The sequence below is a fragment of the Nostoc sp. 'Peltigera membranacea cyanobiont' 213 genome, from assembly GCF_002245975.1.
Taxonomy (GTDB): domain Bacteria; phylum Cyanobacteriota; class Cyanobacteriia; order Cyanobacteriales; family Nostocaceae; genus Nostoc.
Genome location: NZ_NOLI01000053.1, coordinates 1 through 20,811, shown reverse-complemented (window position 1 = coordinate 20,811; position 20,811 = coordinate 1). Strand labels below are relative to the sequence as shown.

20 protein-coding genes are annotated in these 20,811 nt (G+C 39.3%); 6 read left to right on the top strand and 14 right to left on the bottom strand.

The annotated features are described in order from the left end of the window. Positions 1 to 4: 4 nt before the first annotated feature. The 4 genes from CDG77_RS16340 to CDG77_RS16325 all read right to left on the bottom strand — a co-directional run bounded on the left by CDG77_RS16340 (position 5) and on the right by CDG77_RS16325 (position 2,477). Entirely contained in the window at positions 5 to 814 is an 810-nt protein-coding gene (locus CDG77_RS16340; RefSeq protein ID WP_094330405.1) for a TPM domain-containing protein, read from the bottom strand. Between the two features lie 183 nt (positions 815 to 997). Then, positions 998 to 1,537, bottom strand: a complete 540-nt coding sequence (locus tag CDG77_RS16335) for a hypothetical protein (RefSeq protein WP_094330404.1) — start codon at positions 1,535 to 1,537, stop codon at positions 998 to 1,000. A gap of 11 nt (positions 1,538 to 1,548) precedes the next feature. Continuing rightward, on the bottom strand, positions 1,549 to 1,899 hold the full coding sequence (locus CDG77_RS16330) for a YtxH domain-containing protein (RefSeq protein WP_094330403.1): 351 nt from the start codon (positions 1,897 to 1,899) through the stop codon (positions 1,549 to 1,551). A gap of 242 nt (positions 1,900 to 2,141) precedes the next feature. Then, complete coding sequence (locus tag CDG77_RS16325; protein ID WP_094330402.1) at positions 2,142 to 2,477, bottom strand: hypothetical protein; 336 nt, start codon at positions 2,475 to 2,477, stop codon at positions 2,142 to 2,144. Between the two features lie 656 nt (positions 2,478 to 3,133). Between CDG77_RS16325 and CDG77_RS16320 the strand changes: the two genes are divergently transcribed. After that, positions 3,134 to 4,126 carry a metal ABC transporter solute-binding protein, Zn/Mn family gene (locus CDG77_RS16320; protein ID WP_094330401.1) on the top strand — a complete coding sequence of 331 codons (993 nt, stop codon included), beginning with the start codon at positions 3,134 to 3,136 and terminating at the stop codon, positions 4,124 to 4,126. A 96-nt stretch (positions 4,127 to 4,222) separates the two neighbouring features. On the opposite strand, the gene CDG77_RS16315 is transcribed toward CDG77_RS16320, so the two are convergent. Continuing rightward, a complete protein-coding gene (locus CDG77_RS16315; protein ID WP_094330400.1) occupies positions 4,223 to 4,756 on the bottom strand; it encodes a DUF4330 domain-containing protein in 534 nt (177 codons plus the stop codon). Between the two features lie 394 nt (positions 4,757 to 5,150). Between CDG77_RS16315 and CDG77_RS16310 the strand changes: the two genes are divergently transcribed. After that, entirely contained in the window at positions 5,151 to 6,014 is an 864-nt protein-coding gene (locus CDG77_RS16310) for a M48 family metallopeptidase (RefSeq protein WP_094330399.1), read from the top strand. An 88-nt stretch (positions 6,015 to 6,102) separates the two neighbouring features. On the opposite strand, the gene CDG77_RS16305 is transcribed toward CDG77_RS16310, so the two are convergent. Beyond that, positions 6,103 to 6,858, bottom strand: a complete 756-nt coding sequence (locus tag CDG77_RS16305) for a metallophosphoesterase family protein (RefSeq protein WP_094330398.1) — start codon at positions 6,856 to 6,858, stop codon at positions 6,103 to 6,105. Between the two features lie 251 nt (positions 6,859 to 7,109). Here CDG77_RS16305 and CDG77_RS16300 point away from each other — a divergent pair, with 251 nt between their 5' ends. Further along, positions 7,110 to 7,394: a DUF2470 domain-containing protein gene (locus CDG77_RS16300; RefSeq protein ID WP_094330397.1), complete on the top strand. Its 285-nt coding sequence runs from the start codon at positions 7,110 to 7,112 to the stop codon at positions 7,392 to 7,394. Between the two features lie 96 nt (positions 7,395 to 7,490). Here the strand turns inward: CDG77_RS16300 and CDG77_RS16295 are convergent, their stop codons facing one another. Then, positions 7,491 to 7,985, bottom strand: coding sequence for a hypothetical protein (locus tag CDG77_RS16295; protein WP_143857039.1), 495 nt, complete (start codon positions 7,983 to 7,985; stop codon positions 7,491 to 7,493). Positions 7,986 to 8,108: 123 nt separating this feature from the next. After that, complete coding sequence (locus CDG77_RS16290) at positions 8,109 to 11,288, bottom strand: plasmid replication protein, CyRepA1 family (protein WP_094330395.1); 3,180 nt, start codon at positions 11,286 to 11,288, stop codon at positions 8,109 to 8,111. A 244-nt stretch (positions 11,289 to 11,532) separates the two neighbouring features. On the opposite strand from CDG77_RS16290, the gene CDG77_RS35510 reads away from it, so the two are divergent. Beyond that, complete coding sequence (locus tag CDG77_RS35510) at positions 11,533 to 11,712, top strand: hypothetical protein (RefSeq protein WP_143857038.1); 180 nt, start codon at positions 11,533 to 11,535, stop codon at positions 11,710 to 11,712. Between the two features lie 64 nt (positions 11,713 to 11,776). On the opposite strand, the gene CDG77_RS16285 is transcribed toward CDG77_RS35510, so the two are convergent. From CDG77_RS16285 to bchB, 4 genes are all read right to left on the bottom strand, one after another. Beyond that, positions 11,777 to 12,364 carry a hypothetical protein gene (locus CDG77_RS16285; RefSeq protein WP_094330394.1) on the bottom strand — a complete coding sequence of 196 codons (588 nt, stop codon included), beginning with the start codon at positions 12,362 to 12,364 and terminating at the stop codon, positions 11,777 to 11,779. 620 nt (positions 12,365 to 12,984) lie between these two features. After that, positions 12,985 to 13,341, bottom strand: a complete 357-nt coding sequence (locus tag CDG77_RS16280; protein WP_094330393.1) for a hypothetical protein — start codon at positions 13,339 to 13,341, stop codon at positions 12,985 to 12,987. A gap of 16 nt (positions 13,342 to 13,357) precedes the next feature. Then, positions 13,358 to 13,744: a hypothetical protein gene (locus CDG77_RS16275; protein ID WP_094330392.1), complete on the bottom strand. Its 387-nt coding sequence runs from the start codon at positions 13,742 to 13,744 to the stop codon at positions 13,358 to 13,360. A gap of 159 nt (positions 13,745 to 13,903) precedes the next feature. Next, on the bottom strand, positions 13,904 to 15,430 hold the full coding sequence (gene bchB / locus CDG77_RS16270; RefSeq protein ID WP_094330391.1) for a ferredoxin:protochlorophyllide reductase (ATP-dependent) subunit B: 1,527 nt from the start codon (positions 15,428 to 15,430) through the stop codon (positions 13,904 to 13,906). Positions 15,431 to 15,789: 359 nt separating this feature from the next. On the opposite strand from bchB, the gene CDG77_RS16265 reads away from it, so the two are divergent. Together CDG77_RS16265 and CDG77_RS16260 are read left to right on the top strand one after the other, a co-directional pair. Next, positions 15,790 to 16,722, top strand: a complete 933-nt coding sequence (locus CDG77_RS16265) for a DNA adenine methylase (RefSeq protein WP_094330390.1) — start codon at positions 15,790 to 15,792, stop codon at positions 16,720 to 16,722. 20 nt (positions 16,723 to 16,742) lie between these two features. Continuing rightward, entirely contained in the window at positions 16,743 to 17,648 is a 906-nt protein-coding gene (locus CDG77_RS16260) for a type II restriction endonuclease (RefSeq protein WP_094330389.1), read from the top strand. 187 nt (positions 17,649 to 17,835) lie between these two features. On the opposite strand, the gene CDG77_RS16255 is transcribed toward CDG77_RS16260, so the two are convergent. Both CDG77_RS16255 and CDG77_RS16250 read right to left on the bottom strand, forming a co-directional pair. Then, a complete protein-coding gene (locus CDG77_RS16255; RefSeq protein ID WP_094330388.1) occupies positions 17,836 to 18,405 on the bottom strand; it encodes a peptidylprolyl isomerase in 570 nt (189 codons plus the stop codon). A gap of 119 nt (positions 18,406 to 18,524) precedes the next feature. Continuing rightward, positions 18,525 to 20,507 carry a primary-amine oxidase gene (locus CDG77_RS16250; RefSeq protein ID WP_094330387.1) on the bottom strand — a complete coding sequence of 661 codons (1,983 nt, stop codon included), beginning with the start codon at positions 20,505 to 20,507 and terminating at the stop codon, positions 18,525 to 18,527. Positions 20,508 to 20,811: the final 304 nt, after the last annotated feature.

The following is a 20,811-nucleotide window of genomic DNA, read 5'->3' as shown; positions in this document are numbered from 1 at the left end:
GCACTCATAACTCATTACTAGAAGAAGGCCGACTGAAAATAGGAGATAGGTAGGCAACCAAAACACCGATAATAAAGCCAGAGATATTGCGAACTAGAGGTAGCCAGTCGCTTGTGCGCGTCACCACTGGCCCAATACCAAAGGCGATAAATAGGATTCCCCACAAAGGTGAGAAAATTAAAGCCCATTGCCAAGCAAAAACTTGTCCTTTCTCGCGGGGTTGGGCTGCAAATCCACAGATTATCCCACCAATGACTGAGGTAATCAAGGTGAGAATCCATTGCTCTCGTGGCAATCCGGGAACAACATTGCAACCACCTTTGAGCAAACAGCCTTTAACGGATTCTAAAGCTTGCAGAATCGCTTGGTCTTCGCCTTGTTCGCGGACAAAGTACAAATTACCGAAGCGGGTTTGCAGTTCTATCCAGAATGTTCTGGGTAAAAATTTATAAACAGCATCACCGACGCTAAAACTGAGGATGTTACCGCCACGAGAATCGGCAACTAGTAGAATGCTTTTGTCATCCAAACCCCAATATTTTATAACTGCCCGACCTGGGGTGCGGTCATACTGGGTCAATACTCGCAGTTTCCAGCCCGTATCGGCTTCAAACTGTTCTAAATCTTTGACAAGCTTTTCTTCTTGCAGCACAGGCAGAGATTTAGCTAAGTCTACAACTGGAGTAAAGGTGTCAGGGAGTAACTCAGGATTGTCATAAGCCAGTGCTGGCGGAGAATGCATCACCCAAATTGACCCAGCCAGGAAAAATACTGCAATAGATACGAGAATTCTTCGCCAAAAACAAGATTGCATGGACGTTTTTATACAAATATCAACGGTAGAAGCGAACAAGTTGTTGTAAAAGAGTACGGGAAAAATGATAGTTCTTTACACTTGTTTACTTTACTCTAATGTAAGGGATCAAAGCAAAGCGTTTTTGGTAATCGGGCATTGGGGATCGCTTATTTCTCCTCGATCTTCCCATTCCCAATGAATTCAATCTTCGTCATCAAAATTGCTTTCCCAGTTAGCAGCGTCGTTGTAACCCTCATGAGTGCGATATAGTTCCGTTTTTATCCGGCGATTTTCTTGCCTGAGCATTTCTCGTTCTCGCAACGTTAGTGGTGGTTGTTCATTGTTTGGCAAGCGATCGCTATTTCGCCTCGTGGGTTTCTGGCGGGTGAAGTTTCTCCAAGCAGCTTTTGCGCCAACAAAGATACTACGTGTGCCTACTTGCAGATTTTGAGCCTGAATCCTTGCACTATCAAGACTTTGATCGACTTGTTTAGCTACTTGACTGGCACTTTTTACACCTTCACTGACATCATCAGTTAAGTCAGTGATTTCCAAACCAGTCACACGAATAGCTTCTAGAGTGGGCGGTAACTCCCGTGAGAGGGTATCAAATAGCTTTTCTGCACTGCGAGCCGCGCGTGCTAACTCTTGCAAAGCCGGTATTGCCGCCACTAAAACCGCAGTCAAGCTTGTGGCGACTAAAAGTAAGGAGAGTCCCAACCAAAACAGGGGGTCAATCACGATAATGTCATTTATGAGCGTTCTAATTGCTGGGGAAGATAATCTGAGTTTTCAGCAGATGTTTGCCGCTTTAAGATTTGGCTTTCCTTCTGAGTGGCATCTACACCTGCTGCGATCGCTTCCCGTAATCGATCTAAAGTCTCATCCCAATTCCTTAGTGCGCTGGCAGAAAGACGATCTGCTTGGATTTGCACACTCGTTGATAAATCTTCTGCTAATTCTGGGATAGCATCAGCAGATTTTTTCAAAATTTTACGCGTTTCGCGCCCTGTGCGTGGAGCCACGAGCAAACCGGTTAACGCACCGATGGTAGCTCCCAGCATAAAACCGCCAATAAATACTCCAGAACGGTTATTAGACATGTTGTTGTTTCTCTCCTTACACCTATTTTAGGTGGGTTTTCTCTCCTTGCAAGACTCCACCGATTTTATTCAGTTAATCTATCGTGACAAAATATCAGCCAAAAATGTTGCTTTTATTCATTAAATATTAAAACCATTAGTTACTTATAATTAAAAACTTCCTGCTTCCCTCCCTATGCCACCCGATCTTTACGCCCTCGTGTCAGACCTAATTATAAATGTTCATGTGAACTTGATATAACTCATTTTGCAACAGTTCTTTTCCCGGATATTAACTGTCGCCTCCGAAAATAACGCTGCCAGATTTGCTGCCCTTGCAAAAGTAGACTGATAATTTGCCGCACTTGTTGGATTTGTATTTGTAGCCCTTGATTTTTCTGCCGGAACTGATAAATATTCTCCTGGCTGAGATAAATATTTTCGGGTGCTTGATTCAAGGCTCTATGGGTACAAATTTCATAGACAGTTAATCTATCTGCTATGTATGCTAGCTGCTGCTTAAGTTGCCACATCCGCCAAGCCACATAGAGTAGTATTAGCGAAATGAGGGTATTAACGAGGATAACTAAAATCACCATTGTTTATCTTCACCAATATCAGCTTTGAGGAATTTTTCTATATACTTGACTACGAATTTTATATTTTAGATTTTTTGGGCATGAATCAAAAAATCGCCAATTCGCAAATTTTGTAACAACTATATGCTCACACCTCACAAAACCACAGCTACAATTGCCTTAGATTCACGACTCGGTTTGCGAAATCAACCCGTATGCTCAATAAGCCCCAGCGTTACTACATTCCATACATTAACTTGATAATCCCAGTCAATTTGCGATCTTTGCGGCAGTAAGCGCAATGGCACAGCCCCTTTAATTTCGGTGAGAGAACAACATTCCACTCCTTACCGGAGGCTTCCCAGCATCGCTTTTATTATTGTGCTATTAGCTCTACCAGTTTTCCAGTCTGTCGCGTGAAATTAACTAACATTTTGCCTATCAAACCGCACTATTGCTTCACTAAGCACAAATTGCTGAATGTGCGCTGGGTAAAAAGAAAGTGTGAAAGGAGAGAGTCTATTAATTCCTCTTCACCTTATACAATTTTCCTAGCCGAAAGCTTGCCCCTCTTGCCTTAAACTTTAACTTCTTCCTTGTTGAAGGCTTACCCCTGATATTTCACTAATCTGTTACTGATAATGATTATTTTTTTATATATCCAGTATGAGGTGAGGATGTCAAAAAAATTACTATCAACTAATTCCTTCAGAGTCATTTTTCTTGCTTTGACGATTGGATTTTTTGGGTGTGGAAATCAAGCTGCAAGAACTACATTTACTCAAACTGATACCCAGGTAAATGAGAATCTTCCCAAAGTCGTAGCAACAACAAGTATATTATGTGACTTAACCAGACAAGTTGCGGGGAATACAGTTAACCTCACCTGCTTAATTGATCCTAGTGCCGATCCTCATGTTTATAAACCAAAGCCGGAAGATCGTAGAGCCATTGAGCAAGCTAATCTTATTCTCTATAGTGGCTATAATTTAGAACCAAATCTCATCAAATTAATTAAAGCGACTAAAAACCCTGTACCCAAAATAGCTGTTGGTCAACTTGCAATGTCTAAACCACAACAATTTCAAAAAGGTATCAAGAATGTAATTGAACCTCATGTTTGGCATAATACCAAGAATGCTATCAGGATGGTAGAGGTAATTAATAGTAACCTGAAAAAACTAGAATCTAGAGATGCTGATACTTATACTAGCAATACTAAAAAAGTCACAAATGAACTAACTCAATTAGATAGTTGGATTAAGTCAAGAATTGCCAGTATTCCTCCCAAAGAACGCAAGTTAGCTACAACCTCTGATGCACTGATTTATTACGCCAAGGCATACGGTATTCCCTTAACAGGGGGATTACAAGGTATTAGTACTGGCGAAAACCTAACAGGTGTAAAAGAGAAAAATTTGGTTACAAATATTCAACAATCTAAAGTCTCAACAATTTTTACTGAAGCAGCAATTCACCCAAATTCACTTAAATCTGTAGCCAGAGAAGCTTCAGTAAAAATTTCTGCTAGAAAGTTATACACTGAGGGACTTGGTGAACCAGGAAGCGAAGCTGAAACTTATCAGAAAATGATGATTGCCAATACACGCACAATTGTAGAAGGGTTAGGAGGGACGTATTTAATGTTTCAAGTGAAAGCGGCTAAGTAGTTATAATCTGCATTGATTCATCTGATAAACCGAAGCCTTTTAGATAACGGAAAATTCGGTTTATCAGTATTTTTTATGAAGACAAAAACTAGAATGCTATTTGTCTTTTAATCTGATATCAATAACAGTTGCATTGAAGTTGTAATTAAAACCTTCTAACTCAAATGGCATTCCAATTTTAACTTTACTGTTACCTATAACTGGGCCATTGTCGGTAAGCTGGGCTTTGCCATCTAAAGTCAAAATAAAATCTGCACTAAAATTATTGATTTTGGGATCTGGTAATTCTTTCACAGTGCCATCAGGTTGGGAAACATTCACTGTTCTAGGTAGCTGTTGAATGGATTTAATTTCAATTTCTCCGTGGGGTTGATTGCGGATAATTACATTAGTTTTTCCGCCTTTTTTTAATCCATTCTTGAATAATTGTTCGGGGTCGCGAACATTCAAACCACGAACTACTAAGTCTACTTCTATGGGTACTGTTTTCGCGCCAACTTGGGCAACAGAACCAGAAGTACCAGGAAAGATAAAGATGCCAAATATAACTAGCAAAATTACTAGTGCAGCACCTAAATCTAGGAGATTAATTTTGCCGAACAAACGACCTTTTGAATCTAAAATAGCCATAAAAAGTTTTCCGAGGTAATAGCGAAGTAATTGATTGTAGCAAGAAGCCTTTCGATGGGAATGGCAATTTTCCCTATCTGGTAATAACTCAAAGCGGCTGCGCGTTTCGATTATGCGACAGTTTATCACGAGTTTCGTAAGTTCGCAGGGGTGGCAGCTAACCCTCAAACTTTTGCCCGTTCAGACTGATGCACCCAGAAAGTAATATCTAGTGTTTAAGCCTATCTCTAGAGGGAATCTCTAGCCGCCCACAATTCGGTAGATTTGCTTAAGCATTGGTTGTATCGCAACTTATTTGCTTTTGAGTTAAGAATGCAACTTAGAATACTCTAAATCCGTCTCATAATTTGTCCGATTATTTTATGTCCTCCCAAAATAATATTCAGAGCTTATTATGTTCAATTGGAAAATTTTTGTTGCAAATTACCGGATGTGGCGGCGTAGCTGGTTTTATCCTTTAATTTCAGTGGTAGTTGCCCTGAGCCTGTGCCTGAGTACACCCATGCCTGGAAGAGCTTTAGATTTTTTGCCTCTTCTACTCCAAGGATTTCAGGCATTTCAGCTTTCTAATATATCCCCTAACCAAGAAGTCGATCTTGGTAAGCAGATTAATCAGGAATTAGTTGGCAGTCAAGTCCGACTTAACCGCAATCCTGAAGTTAATCGCTATGTGGAACAAGTTGGCCGGCGTTTAGCAGCCAATAGCGATCGCCCCAATCTTCCTTATACTTTCCAAATAGTTGAGGATGACAGCATTAATGCTTTTGCTACCTTGGGTGGCTATGTCTATGTCCACACTGGTTTGTTGAAAACCGCAGATAATGAAGCGGAACTAGCTAGCGTCCTCGCCCACGAAATTGGTCATATTGGCGGGAAACACGTAGTCAAACAGATGCAGCAAAAAGCCCTGGAAAGTGGTCTATTAACAGCAGCAGGCTTAGACAGGAGTACGGCGGTTCAAATTGGTGTCCAGTTAGCGCGAGACTTGCCCCGCAGTCGTAACAATGAATTTGAAGCCGATCAAAGAGGACTACGAACTTTGACACGGACTGGTTACGCCCAGTCTGCAATGGTTTCGTTTATGAAAAAGCTGCTGAATAAGGGTGGTTCTGCACCGACATTTTTGAGTACCCACCCCGGAACTAGCGATCGCATTAATGCCCTCAGAAGTGCAATTAACTCTCAACCTAGTAATGGAACTTATGGCTTGGATAATGCTAGTTATAAAGCTAATATTCGACCATTAGCAAGGTCTTGAGGGAATTAGGAATTGGGAATTGGGCATTGCTTATTCCCTTGTCTCCTTCATCTTCCACATTTTCCCTCCGCCTCATCTCGAATATTATTCAATTCCGATTGCGGCGATCGACTTTGATTTTGGCTGGATTAACGGTAATTACAACTTCTTCTAAAGGGAGGGTACGGATATAGTCTTTAAAAATGTTTACTTGATAAACCAGGTTATTTGTCACATCCAGTCCAGTCAACCAGCCACTCCGGGGATGATAAGCGCCAGTATCTATGTCTAGCCATCCCTGTCCTTGTGCCAATTTACCAGGAGAAACACCTGGCAGAGTAAAGGTAATGGTGTGACCGATGATAATGAGCTTATCTGGAAAGTAGGGTTTTTCAATACTGTGAAATTCCTCTCGTATCCAGCAGAGTTCCTCGGCAGTTTGTTCTGTAACCGACTTAGAAGGGTCAACACCAGCATGAGTTAACCAAATATCGCCCAAGTCGAGATATGTTGGCAAACTCTTGAACCAATCCAGATGATCGTCAGGGATTGAAGCCTCGTGATAACTGGCTACGGTAGCTTGCCCCCCACTGTACAACCACGCTTGCATCGTCGGGGAGGAAGTTCTTTCATTAGTCAGAATGTTTAATAACATCTGCTCATGATTTCCCAGCAAACATGGGTAGTTATGTCGTTTGACAAAATTAACTACTTGTGAGCTATGAGGCCCGCGATCGATTAAGTCTCCCAAAAAATAGATTTGATCCTCTGACGTAGGAGCGATCGCCTCCAACAAAGTCATCAAACCTTCATAGTGTCCATGTACATCCCCAATAACAATTCGTCTGGGGCTAGTTTCGCTCATTGTCTCTTAGCTTCAATAGTTTGGCTAATACTTCTGCTACAGTTTAAGCTGTCTGGTTTCCGTAATAGAAGGTAAAAATACTGAACTAAGTTTTATTTTAATTTAATTATTATTCCAGAAATAAATATTATTGATAATGAACATAGAGGAATACGCATAGTTCTTACTGCTCAGAAAGAAAATTAGCAAATTTCACCCGCCTTAGCTTAGAATCTAAGCTATTGCTATATTTCTAACTTTTTACCTCAACAATGTCTAACGATTTCTCTGCTGAGATTAGTTCGCGCATCTGCCAGCACATGAATGACGATCATGCTGATGCCGTAGTGGTTTATGCTAAAGCTTTTGGTGGTATAACAAATGCGAGTGCAGCACAAATGCTGTCAATTGATGCACAAGGTATGGATTTAACAGCGCAAGTTAATGGGGAAGCTGTGCCAGTTCGTATTCAGTTCGATCGTGTTTTAGCAGATGCAGAAGATGCTCATCAAACTCTAATTGCGATGGTGAAGCAAGCACGGGTGAAGGCAAAGTAGAAATTGGGATAATTGTATAACTAATGGTAAGGCGTAGACGCGTAGCGCAAAGCTGGAGACGTTTACTTCGGTCTTGTCGTCAAACATCGCCTAAGTCTAAGCCCTCATTAGTGAAATAATCAAACGCCCGAACCCTCCCAAACCCAAGCCAAAAATTGCAGTTCCCACCAAAATTAGCACAGTATGAAACTGGTTAAAAGACAAAAGTAATTGATTTCTTGCTCCAAGCAAACTCCAAGCACCAGACCAAGCTATACCCACTACTATTGCCCAAATTACAGTCAAGGTTATTCCCCCACCCATAACTAAACCCAAACCTAAACCTACACCGCAACTTAAGATCCAAGCCCAACCAAAACCTTCAGCCCAACTCATAACATCAACCTGATTCCAAGCCAAACTCCAAGTCAAAGTTAGAGCCAAAACTATCAAACTAGCTCTCGATAAAGCTAAAGCTTTGCCATTAGCTAGAGCCGCATTCATCCCAAAAGCGTCAGCCCAAAGTGGAGTCAAGGCAAATAAGAAGCCAACTAGTACATAACAAAAGAAACTAAACATCAATCTCGCCCAAAGAAGAGTGTTACTGTTCATAAGTATAAATATAGCGATCGCTTCCATTTGTTAAGGTTGTGATAGGTTCTCACAATCTTTATTTTCTAAAGCAATTTTACTTATCAGAGCAACAACCAAATCTTAAAGATTGGATGCCTTAAATCAATCGTGGGTATAAGCCCCGACTGCATTCGTCTCCCTTACCTCTTCCTTGACTACTGCGGCATAAGGCTTGGTTTGAATAATTTCAAACTTCCAGTCTGAAGAATAATCAGGCAACTCATAGCCAACACTCTTAACATGAGCCAGCATCAACTCATCCCGTTGATGCCAAACTGCAAATATTTTCTCCCTGCCATCGTAAAGCGTTTCTAGGTCAATTTGATAAACCTCATTTACCCGCTTAAGTTTCAAGCCCAACAAATTTAAGAGTCGGCTGAGTATTTTTATTGCCGAAACCTGCTCTTTGTCCCCGACTAAGTTAATACCAAGCGCTCTTTTAATATGCTTACTATGCTGAAAAACAATATTTTTAAGCGTTATTAAATCTGGATTCCTCTCGGTAAACTCTCGTTCTGGTTCGAGAAACTGAAGCATTCCCAAAGCTCTCATCGCTTCAACTTTAAGCGTGTAAGTTTTTATATCTGGTAGAAAAACTTTCCCTTCACCCCAAGACAATTGCTGATGCCATTCTTGCTGATCTCTGACATGAAAATACTCGCTTTCATGAGTTAGATAATAATGAATTAACAGTTGACGATAATATCCTTGGTCATCTTGCAATTTCAGCCAAGGAGTGACTTCTACACCATACCTTTGTCTGAGAACATATTTATTAATTTGGTTACGCTCTGCATCAGTTAGAGAATGCTTTACTAATAGCTGCTCATATTCTACATAATCGATATCTTTAGCATTAGCTACAGCCATTGCTACTGATAATTGATTTTGCTGTTTAATATCCTTAATTTTACGCTTAATCTCTTTAGCCTTTTGGCGACTGTGCGCCCAATCTTTTTGAACTTTGACAATTTCTAAAATTAATCTTCTGCGGGTAGCTAAATCATCGGCATCAGTTGCCAAAAATGCCAGACGTAAATCTCGAATAATATTATTGTGAACAGCATTACTTCGCATCTGAATTTGATGTCCATCGGCAATTAAACCATCTTGCATCGATTGACGATAGAGCCGGATAGAAGCATTTACCCGTGCAGATAACTTAGCCCAAGTTCGCAAATGAATCGGATCGTGAACTAAAGGTAAATCCACATCTATTTTATGTAGTGGACTAAGCAAAGCTAAGTTTTCTTTTTGGTTTTCTTGATACCAATCAGATAGCAAGCGATAATTTGTACTACCGCTACCAATTAAGCCAATACCTCGTTTCGCACACCAGACAACACGCGGTACATCATCGCGTACTCTTGCTAATGCTTGTCTTGCTTCCGAGTCAGGAATTACGCCTTGAAAAATGCCATAAACTCGGTCGAAATGTTGGACATCAATACTAATTCCCGTACCAAGGCTAGGGGTAACAAAAACGCCATCATATTCAGAGATTTTTTGATTAATTGCTGCAATAAAATCAACGGCTGCATGGCCAGGTGTGTTTGTCGTGTGGCTACTAACTACCAAGGTTTTAGGAAATTGCCGTCGTAATTTTTGTAAGCGTTCTTTGAGATAACGTTCGATTGTTTCACAACTGTAACGTCCAGCCCGGCTATCGGTAGTGACATAACATTTACGTCCAGCAAGTAAATCTAATTCTAGTTGGTGAATTAGCGGTGTTGGGTTCGGCGAATCATAAAAAGTTACGTCCCAACCATGCTGAGGTTTCCACTGGTTGAGAACTACCCAAGGCGTTAATTTAATTCCTGCTAATCCCTGTAAATATTCAAGCGATACATCTGATAAATCAGCATCTTGGGCAATGACTAATCCACCAGTTGTTAAAACTGTGGAAATTAGTTCCTGGAATAATTTTAATATTTTTACACGTTTATGTTTACAAGTATTACTGTTTAGTAGATGCCACAAAGATTGTTCTACTTCATCTAAAATGACTATTGCCCCGTGCCAATTTTCCGGGTTAAGTTTCCAAATTGAATCAACGCACAATCCAAGGGATTGCTGAGGAGAAAGTGAGCGGAGGATGGGAGGAGCGGGAGTAAGTGTTTTATCAATCCTTTTGTCTCCATCTTCTTTATGCGTTCCCCATTGAATACCAATTTTTTCACACAAAAATCGTCCGAGTAAAATTCTGTGAGTAATTAATAAAACGGGTTGATTTCTATTTTTCGCTTGCTGAACAACGCTTTGGAGTGCTGTAGTTTTACCTGTTCCTTTTGCAGACTTGACTCCTACTAATCCAGAAGTAGGGAAAGGAATTTCACCTATATAAGGGCGATTCAAGGTGAGAGCAGCAGGAATGGTTAACTCGGTGTGGGGTTTGGTTTGAGCAAGATAAATTTCTAAATCAACACTTTGGCGATAAACTTTCTCGAAACTGTTTGCACCTTTGGCAACGACAAACTCATCAACCCCTTTTTCGATTCCTGGAAGTTCGATGACTTTAACAGAGCAATTTTCTTGCTGAAATAAACAACCAAGTTGAGAAATAGCATTATTTACAGCAGCAATTGTTTTAGGTTGAGTTTCAAAATCAAAACAAATATAAAAGCTACGCTTTGTAATTGCAAATGCTGCTAAGTCGGGAATCAACTGACGACGGGTAACTTTACCAAATTCGTCTTTTACAACCCGATAACCACTAGTAATTCCAGGAATGGCAATAGCTGCATATCCTTGTGTCAACAGCGTTGCTGCTTTCTTTACACCCTCGCAAAGAATTAGGGGAATGTTATGTTGCATCACCCATTGCCAAAAGCCTCTAGCTTCACCATCAGCAGTAATGGTGATATTGTCAGGCATAACCAGATTGTAACGTCCAGCAACTTGCTGCCATAGTTGCAGCGTTACCCGCAAACAAAATACCCGCGTTGGTGTACTAGGGGGATGCTCGTATTTGATGGATTTAGCATTGTGATTCTGTCGGGGTTGGTTTGGCTTAAAGCATCCCCATTCCATCATCTGCCAATTATTCAAAGGGTCTAGCCCCGAACACCACCAACCACCTTCAGTAATATGAGCATAACGCTGCAACCATCCAGCTTTCACCATTCCGGTATTGGTGCGGGGGAGTAGCTCAGAAATCAATAGGTACTCATAAGCGTTTACGCCTTGGAGTGACCTAAAATTGAGTTGTACAAGGTGTAAGTCTATACCACTACTCTTGACTAATTCCTCAAGGTGTTGGGGGTGTAAATAGTGCAGATGCATAGGGAAAGACCCGAAGGAAAGACGATGAGATTAAAAGATTAGCACGCATCTGCTTTTTTTCTATAAGAGATATTGCGAGGCTTTTATGATGCTTTTTTTACTTCGTTATGGGAGACACATCGGTTCGCTCTCTAGTGGGTTATTCTGCCTATTAGATCCCCGAAGTAATAATTTTGTATTGTGATATTTATTCGATTTTAATTTTGATTTATCAGTAAATCTCTGCGTTACGGAGTGCGATCGCTTGAGGGGTTGCAGCAGCGATCGCTATAGGGTAACATCTTGGAAGAGAAGCTTTGTCAGGAATCGTAGACGCACACTGGCTTGTAGCTATGAACCTTATGATTGGCAACTCGGCGAACTAGATAAGGGTTTACCTATTAAGTATGTTCCTGGGATGGGAGTAGTAATTTTTGAAGAATGACAACTCGTTCTTTAAGTTTGGGAGTGTTATAAATCTAACAAAATAACATATAAACTTACACGTTTCAATTTAACTGCTTTCTAATAGTTCCTGATTGATGTTTAATATTTATATACCAATTGTTAAAAGTAGTATTATTTTTGCTAACTGATTTCTTATATATATCCATTTCTCCGATAAATATAAGCTTTTTTCTACAATCACGATCTATTTCAACATCTTTCACATTCCTTCCAAACTTTTTCACAAACTGCTTAAGACTAGATGTGTCTAATGAAGGTTTATTGCAATACTCTATTAAATTTGTACCCCATATTAGTTTTATATAATCGTCATCACTACATACCATTATTTTATCAAGTTGGATTTTTCGATTTAAAAAAAATTGATTGTATGAGAGAAATAATTCTGTCAGAAAAATTTTTTCATTAGAAGATGTCAGGATTATATCTATCTGAAATTCTGCATAATCATTGTTTTTATTAACTAATAAGTATTTTTCTATATCAATAGATAGTCTTGGTTTTTTAAAAAAATTTCTTATTACTGGTAGTAAAATATTTACTATCAAAAAACTTAGTAGAGCTATTACTGCACTCACAATAGAAGCAATTGGTGCAAGATGGGAAATACTTTCGACATCTAAGTTCATGTTTTTACAAATTACAAGAATTAAAAATCTACTATTTACGGCGATTTATACCTATTCTTATTTTTTTTAAAATATATTCGTTAATACAGGCAGAAATAAATACTAACATTATCAATCCAAAAAACAACAATATAGTCCATGAAGTTACTAAATCAAAAGCGCTTTCAGAAGTTAATGCTTTTGGAAACCATGAGATAAATGGTGATATTAATTTATAAATAATTTCAAAGACTCCAAGTATTAAGTTCCAGATAATTTGAAGCAGGAAAAAAAATGTCTGAAAAAAGAAAAGCAAACAAAGTATTATTATTAAAATTGCGATTAATTGTATCATAATTAAAATATAATACAGAATTACATATCCGTCTTATCACACTGAAAACATAGAGTCAAGATTCAAGATTAACTCGTTCACAATCTATGATGGTAAATGCATATTCCAAGTAAAAACAAACAAAACGGGGTATCCTATGGATACCCTGTTTTAATTAGCTAATCCTCAATCTACGCGCCTACAGCTTCCTTCGCGGCGTACAATACCTCAGCGTTGATTTCTTTGAAACCGCGATCGCAATTAAATTTATTGGTGCTGCACTAGATTTATATTCTGTTAGGTGAAATCATTGCTGAATAGAACGTAAAACTTCTAATTCACTAGCATGAGTTAAAACTTTGCCTAATGGCTCACTGAAATAAACAACTTGATAATTAGGTGCAAGTTCTGTTTGCAATTCCTTCCAAAGACTAATTCCTTCTTCTTCAAAAGCCGCTTCAGCCTCTGCACTCAAATCTGGAGAGTTAGCAGGATCTTGCCAATTTAATGTTGCATTGTAAGCAGATGCCCATTTTCTCAGATGGCTAATGGTTTCTTGACTGAGGGGCAGTTTTGCTGGGTCGATATTACCAACTTTATCAGTATCTGCCCACCATAAAGGGTCGCACCCATAATCAGCCATTAGTTTTATCTTTACTGTCATAGCTATTCAGGTGAAATTATGGTAAAGAGGCGGGATTAGCTCCGACTATATAACCATTATCGCCCATACTCACTGCTATGTATTGTGTTTGTCCATTAAAAATTACTTCATAGATTTCCCGGCGAGGTTCTATTGTTCCTTGATAACCAAGAAACTTTCCTCTTGTCACAGCAGCCATAATAGCATCCGGGATTTCATTTTCGGAGATTCCACGTCTGGCAAAGTCCTCTTGATGTCTCTCTAAGATGTGTGCTAGTCCTCTTCCTCTTCTACCAGCTTTACCCTCCTCTAAAAATACGATTTTGCCATCAGCTTGCTTGGCAATCCGCACAACTTTTTCTGGACTGTGCTTAATACCAGCCTGACACAGTGCCGCAAATAATGCCGCTTTGTCATCGTTCATATTTAATTTAGTTATTTTAAATAGTTATTGAAAAAATATATAGAAATTAATATTAAATCTATAATATCTCATAATTTAATTTTTATCACTAAAGCAAAAAAATGGGGTAAAGAGTATACATAACTCCTCACCCCTTAATCTTCTCGATTAACCCCCAATCTACGCCCCAACAGCTTCCTTCGCGGCGTACAATACCTCAGCGTTGATTTCTTTGAAACCGCGATCGCGGGCAAATTTCTCAGTATTTCGCTTCACTTTACCGCGAACAAATCCCGGAATCTTATTCAATTCTGCTTGACCATCTTTTGTCCAATTCAAATCAGAATCAGCAGAAATTCCCCTAGTAATAACTTCTTTGGTATCATGACCGCCGAAGATTTCTAACAGGTGATCTTCCATTCCCAAAGTGAAGGAATTATAGATCAAATCTGTAATCTGATTCGTGCCTTCGTAACCCATAAATGGTTTGTAACCAATGGGGAAGTTTTGGACGTGGATTGGTGCAGCAATTACGCCGCAGGGAATATCCAAGCGCTTACCAACGTGGCGTTCCATTTGGGTGCCGAAAATGGCAGAGGGTTCGACACGAGCGATCGCATCCCCAATTTCACCATGATCTTCGGAGATTAGCACTTCATCGCAATACTCGCTCACCTGTTCGCGGAACCAGTCTGCATCATATTTGCAGTAGGTTCCAGCCCAAACAACATGAATCCCCATTTCTCGCGCCAGAATCTTGGTAATGGCGGCGGCGTGGGTATTGTCACCAAAGACCACAGCTTTTTTGCCAGTCAAGTTTTGACAGTCAATGGAACGGGAGAACCAAGCAGCCTGAGATACGTGCAAGGTTTGCTCATTAATGAAGTTTTCATAGTCAACTTCTGCACCTTGAGCATTAATTACCTGCTGAATCTTGCGAATACAACGGGCAGTTTCCACTACACCCATCGGAGTAATGTCTATGTAAGGTGTGCCAAATTGTTCTTCTAGGTAACGAGCGGTGGTTAAACCAAGTTCGCGGTAAGGTACGAGGTTAAACCAGGCTTTCGGCATCTTCTTCAAGTCATTCACCGAAGCACCTTCAGGAATTAAGGTATTTACCTCAATTCCCAAGTCAGCCATCAGCCGTTTCAGTTCGGTGCAGTCGTGATTATTGTGGAAACCAAGGGTGGTAGTACCGATAATGTTAACCGAGGGCTTCGCAGTTTTACCCTCTGCTAATTCGCCCCGCTTCCGCGCTTTTTCAATGTAATATTGGACAATTTGATCCAAAGTGCGATCGGCGGCTTGGAGTTCGTTGTAGCGGTAGTGGTTCACATCCGCCAGCATTACGTCTCCTTTGGCTTCCAACTGCGCCCGTTCTACAAAGTTGTGCAGGTCTTCTTGCAAAATGCTGGAGGTGCAAGTGGGAGTTAACACAATCAGATCGGGGTGTTCCTCAGCATCCTTGCGGACAATGTTATCTACCACCTTCTCTTGGGAACCACGCGCCAAAACGTTGCGGTCAACAACACTGGTTGTCACTGGAGTGAAATCCCTCTCCCGCGATAGCATGGAGCGCATGACGTTAAAGTAGTCATCGCCAATGGGGGCGTGCATGATCGCATGGACATTTTTAAAAGAGCTAGCGATTCGCAGAGTGCCGATGTGGGCTGGGCCTGCATACATCCAGTAAGCCAATTTCATGTTTGTGTTCTCCCTTTTCAACAGAAATAACACGGAGTCCGATAAAAGTGGACTATAAGTGCTTGATTATTATTAAATCGTTTCTGATTGTCTCAAAACTTGTATCCCTAATGAAGTGAAGAGTTGTAAGGTTTTATCTGGAGTGCATCGGTGTAGGTATCGCTCAAACCCGCTTACTGATTGGGATCTGGCTGCTGATTTTAACAACTTGGTTGTTGTTTTATTTAAATAAATCTTAATTTTTCGGCAAATTTGTTTTCAATTTGGGTAATTAGATTAATTTATGCTATTCTAAAAAAGCTTTTAGTACGTATGAACTAACATTAAAATAATTTACTATATCTGTACAGGTTAAGCTAATGGTTCTGACTCTCTCAACGATTCCAACAGTTCCAAAGCCTTTTTTGAAATGGGCTGGTGGTAAAAGCCAGTTAATCGAGCAAATCAATAATTTTTTTCCAAATGAATTATTTAACGGCTCAATCAAAAGGTATATCGAACCTTTTATAGGAGGTGGCGCAGTGTTTTTTTACGTAGCACATAAATATGATATTCAAGAATTATTTATTTCTGATATAAATGCAGAATTAGTCATAGCATACAAGACGATTCAATATCATGTAGATGATTTGATTGAAATTTTAGATAAAATTACAACAAAATATTTGTCTTTTGATGAAAGTGAAAAAAGCAAATATTATTATCAAACAAGAACACATTTTAACAGTCGAAAAAAATCTCTTAACTTAGATAATTACCATTTTGAATGGCTAGAAAGAACTGCCCAAATTATTTTTTTGAACAAAACTTGTTTTAATGGGCTTTTTCGTGTCAATTCTAAAGGTGATTTTAATGTTCCAGCAGGCACATATAAAAAGCAGAGTATTTACGATCCTAAAAGCTTGAAATCTGTTGCTAAAATTCTACAGAATACTAAAATTTGTCATGGAGATTTTACTGAATGTGAAAGCTTTATTGACGATCAAACATTCGTTTATTTTGACCCTCCTTATAGACCAATTAGTAACACATCTAAGTTTACATCTTATTCACAGCAGTCATTTAATGATTCTGAACAATTAAGGTTACGAGATTATTTTAATAAGCTAGATAATAAGGGTGCATTAATCATGCTTAGTAACTCCGATCCTAAAAATGAAAATATAAACGATAATTTTTTTGAGGATGCTTATGGTGGTTATAAAATAGAAAGGGTTAGAGCCACACGCAATATTAATAGCAATGCGTTAAAGCGAAACTCAATTAATGAATTATTAATTATGAATTATTAGATAATAACTTAAATAACATTATGAGATTTAATTCCATTTTCCAAACATATTTTAATTGTTCAAATGAAACTGAAGTTTTCCAATATTTTCAAAATACACTGACAGATTCTATAAGTGTCTGGAACTATTTTGTTGACTGGGAAAAAGTTTTAAGAAAATTTAATGATGTAGAAATTAATTTAAATATACTTAACTATCTAGTTGGAAAGAATGATATAGAAAATGAATTTGGGCTGCTTTTACAACAACATCCTCAAATTGTCAGCGCTATCCCAATTTTAATAGCTTGCCGTACTACAAATTTTCAAATATTAACTGATTATACAAGTGGTGATTTTGTATATAAATCTTTTAATTTTAAAAGAAAAGATTCATTATCTCAACTAGAGATTAATGATATTTTAGAGTTTACTAAAAACACAGGAGTTTTAGAATTATTCAAAAATAAAAATATCAAAAGCATACCAGATTATGTTCTGGGTATAGAGGTTGGCTTAGATAGTAATGGTAGAAAAAACCGTGGTGGAATGACGATGGAGATAATATTAGGAAACTTGATTAGGACAATATGTCAACAAAATAATTTTTTATTGATTCCACAAGCTACATCTCAAAAAATACAGGCTCAATGGAATATTAATGTTCAAGTAGATAAATCAAACCGTCGTTTTGATTTTGCAGTTAAAAATCAAAATAATCTTTATCTAATAGAAGCTAATTTTTATAGCGGAGGCGGTTCTAAACTTAAATCTACGGCCGGAGAATACAAAACACTATTTGATTTTGTATCAAGGCAAGGTCATAAATTTATTTGGGTAACGGATGGACTTGGTTGGAAAACCACTTTACACCCTTTAGAAGAGACTTTTAAATATATTGATTACACTTTAAATCTCAATATGGTTGTCAGTGGATTACTTGGTTAACTCATAACACAAAATCTGTAAATTGTTTTCTTTATTTAAGTAGCAGATTAGTAGAAGGAGTTTATAAGAGGTACATTTTTTGTCACTGGAAGCCCAGCATCTAATCAGCCATTCCCATGCAGAGCATGGGAACGAGAGAATAATGGGAAAATTCGGGAGAGTATGAATTAACCTAGACAGGTGTTAATTACTGCCGAAAAATTTCTACTTTTTGTAACACCACTTCTTGATTCGGACGATCTCTAGTCGTAGGCACATTAGCGATCTTGTTGACTATATCTAGACCTTGGACAACTTCACCAAAAACACTGTGTTTGTTGTCAAGGTGAGGTGTTGGCCCTTCTGTAATGAACCATTGCGAACCATTAGTACCGCGTCCGGCATTAGCCATTGACAGGATACCTGCACCAGTGTGTCTCAATTCAGGATGAAACTCATCCTCAAATTGATATCCCGGGCCACCAGTACCCCATCGGCTGGCTGTATCTAGATAACGACTCAGAGGATCGCCACACTGAATCATAAAATCAGGGATGACGCGGTGAAAGCGAACCCCATCGTAAGCTGGAGTTCCCTTACCAGATTCACCAGTTTTAGGGTCTTTCCAGTCGATTGTTCCGGTTGCTAGACCGACAAAATTTTTGACGGTGTTGGGGGTTCGCTCTTCTTCCAAACGAACTACAATTTCACCCAAGGAAGTAATTAAACGAGCGTGCAGCTTGCCATTACCGGGAATATTAATTTCTGGAAAGTTCATTAGATATCCTACTTTAACAAGTGCCAGTATTTGATCTATACAAGTTTATCAGCATTCAAGTTACCGCCTTTAGACATGACAAAAAACCTGAAGGAAGGAAACTTAAGCCAACAAATATTTTACTCAGGTAAATTTATGGCTGGATTCCGGCTAAAGAATCCTCTAGGGACTAGCTTAAAGCCAACTGGGTGAACAGGCATCACAGGCCAATCCTCCGATCGCGGAATATGAGTTACGCCCATTGTGTACCACAGCACGATATCTTCACCCATCAAGGGTTCATCGTCGGCAATATATTTTGGTAAACCCTGTCCTGGTTGAGTTTGGTTTGGATAATCTCCCCCAGCATAGAGTTCACTAGGTTTATATTTTGTCACCCAGACGTGATGAGTCGCAAATTCTGCCTTTTGACGAATTTTCGAGCCTTCCACTGGGAAAAATACAGAATTTCCACCAGGCATCAGCATATATCCAGGTGCAACCCCTAGCGGATTTTTCTTATCTGCACTCACAATCATCCATTCCCGACTGCTTTTCATATCCAAATCGCGTACAGCAGCCGTTTCTTTTGTGAGTGGGGTTTCTGCAACTGCGATCGCATTTCCTAATGGATTTTTATCATCCATCGGCAAAGCTTTCACGTTCATTTCCATCACAGAATTAGCTTGACCATCGACATCAAAATCTAGGCGATAGTTGAAAAAGTGCTGGTGATTTACTCCAAAAATATTTTTAGCGATTAGCCGACCATAGGAATTATCCTCAGATTCCTTTTCTGCTGTCGTTCCTTGCCCCAGGACGATACCTGTTAGTTCATTTTGGACTTCCAAAGTCCCATCTTGGTGAAAAATCCAATTAAGGCTGTAATCATAGTTGTCAACAGCCGCAGTCATCGATATGACTAATTCTCGACTGCGACGAACATCATTACGCTGAGTATTGTAATCGTAGTGTTTCCACAGCATTCCGCGATCGCGTTCATAAATACCAACAACCCCTGGTATCTTATAAGGTTCTCCCTGCTCATTCGCAAATACAGCATCCAGCAACAAACCGTTTTCAGGAATTTCCTTACCTAACTCCATCGTATTTGCTAGCAAACCAAGATTATATTCCCCAACATCAAATGCATTCCTAAACGACCAAGTGGGATTTGGATCGCCGTAAGGGACTACCATCTCCGATAGGCTAGCGCGGTATAAAACTGGTCTGACATTTTTCCCGTCATCGTATGTCACTTGATACAATGCCAATCCACTACGGGGATGCATTAAATACCGAAACTTCCAACCTTGCCAGCTAATTTGATTGTCTTCGATCTCAAAACTTTTACCATTAGGTTGGAGAAGTTTTAATGCTTTAGGCGCTGAAAGTAATTTGCCCAAAGATTTTATATCATAGTTCCAGTTTTCTTTAGAGAAAGGTACATTTTCCTTATCAATGAAACTGACAATTTTACCTGTATTCAAATTGACAGTTGCCACCACTCCTTCAATAGGACTACCGTAATAGTTCCAGTTTTGTCCCTGGTAGTAAGATAAGCTGCGGCAAAGACGATTACCTGCTGTTTCTTCCTGTTTAGTCAAGATTCCTGGGGACCATGAACTAATTTTGACTCGATCGAAATCGGTAATTCCCCGCCTTAGCATCGCTTTTTGCCATCGAGGATCGGCTTTAACTACCTGAGTAGCCAGTTCATATTCTGGATTGACGATCGCAGGTTGAACAGAGGGTAGTTCTTTCCAGGAATTTAAGGTTTTGCTTGTGAGATCGACAATTCCCTCAAAGGTTTTGTTTTGCGATCGCTCATAGATTACCAAAAAAGCTTTTCGTCCGAAAGTCTTGCCAGGTTTAAATTTCAGAACTTCTTCTTTATCTGGTTCTTGTAAAGCAATCAGTGGAAAAGCTGCCATTTCGCTCAAAGTTTTTTCTCTTTGAATGACCGAAACAGCTGTATTAATTTCTGCCTCTGTTAGCGAAGTGAGAGGATGGAGAATTGCAGGCTGTTGAGCCGTCAATATTTCTATTAGTCCCAGTGAGATAGAAATGACGATAATGATGGGAATAGCTAGCCACAAAAAACGCTTTAGCCGCTTAATCATCTTTTAGATTCTTACAAAAGACGTATAGTTATCTATTTCTAAGCCGAAGCCTGAAACCCGATAACAATTCAAAAATTCTTACAGCGTTTTTCAGGTAAATGAAGTACATAGGTAAGGGCACAGCAATGCTGTGCCCTTAAAATCATCTGTATCTTACCAAGTTGCAATCTGCTCTAAGTAGGTTGGCTCAAATAAATCTAACTATGTAACGAAATGTAAAATAGTCAAAACCCTTGTGATTGCTTCACTTCGCTTTGCTACGTTCGCAATGACATAGTTATAAATTTTCCCACCCACCTACTTA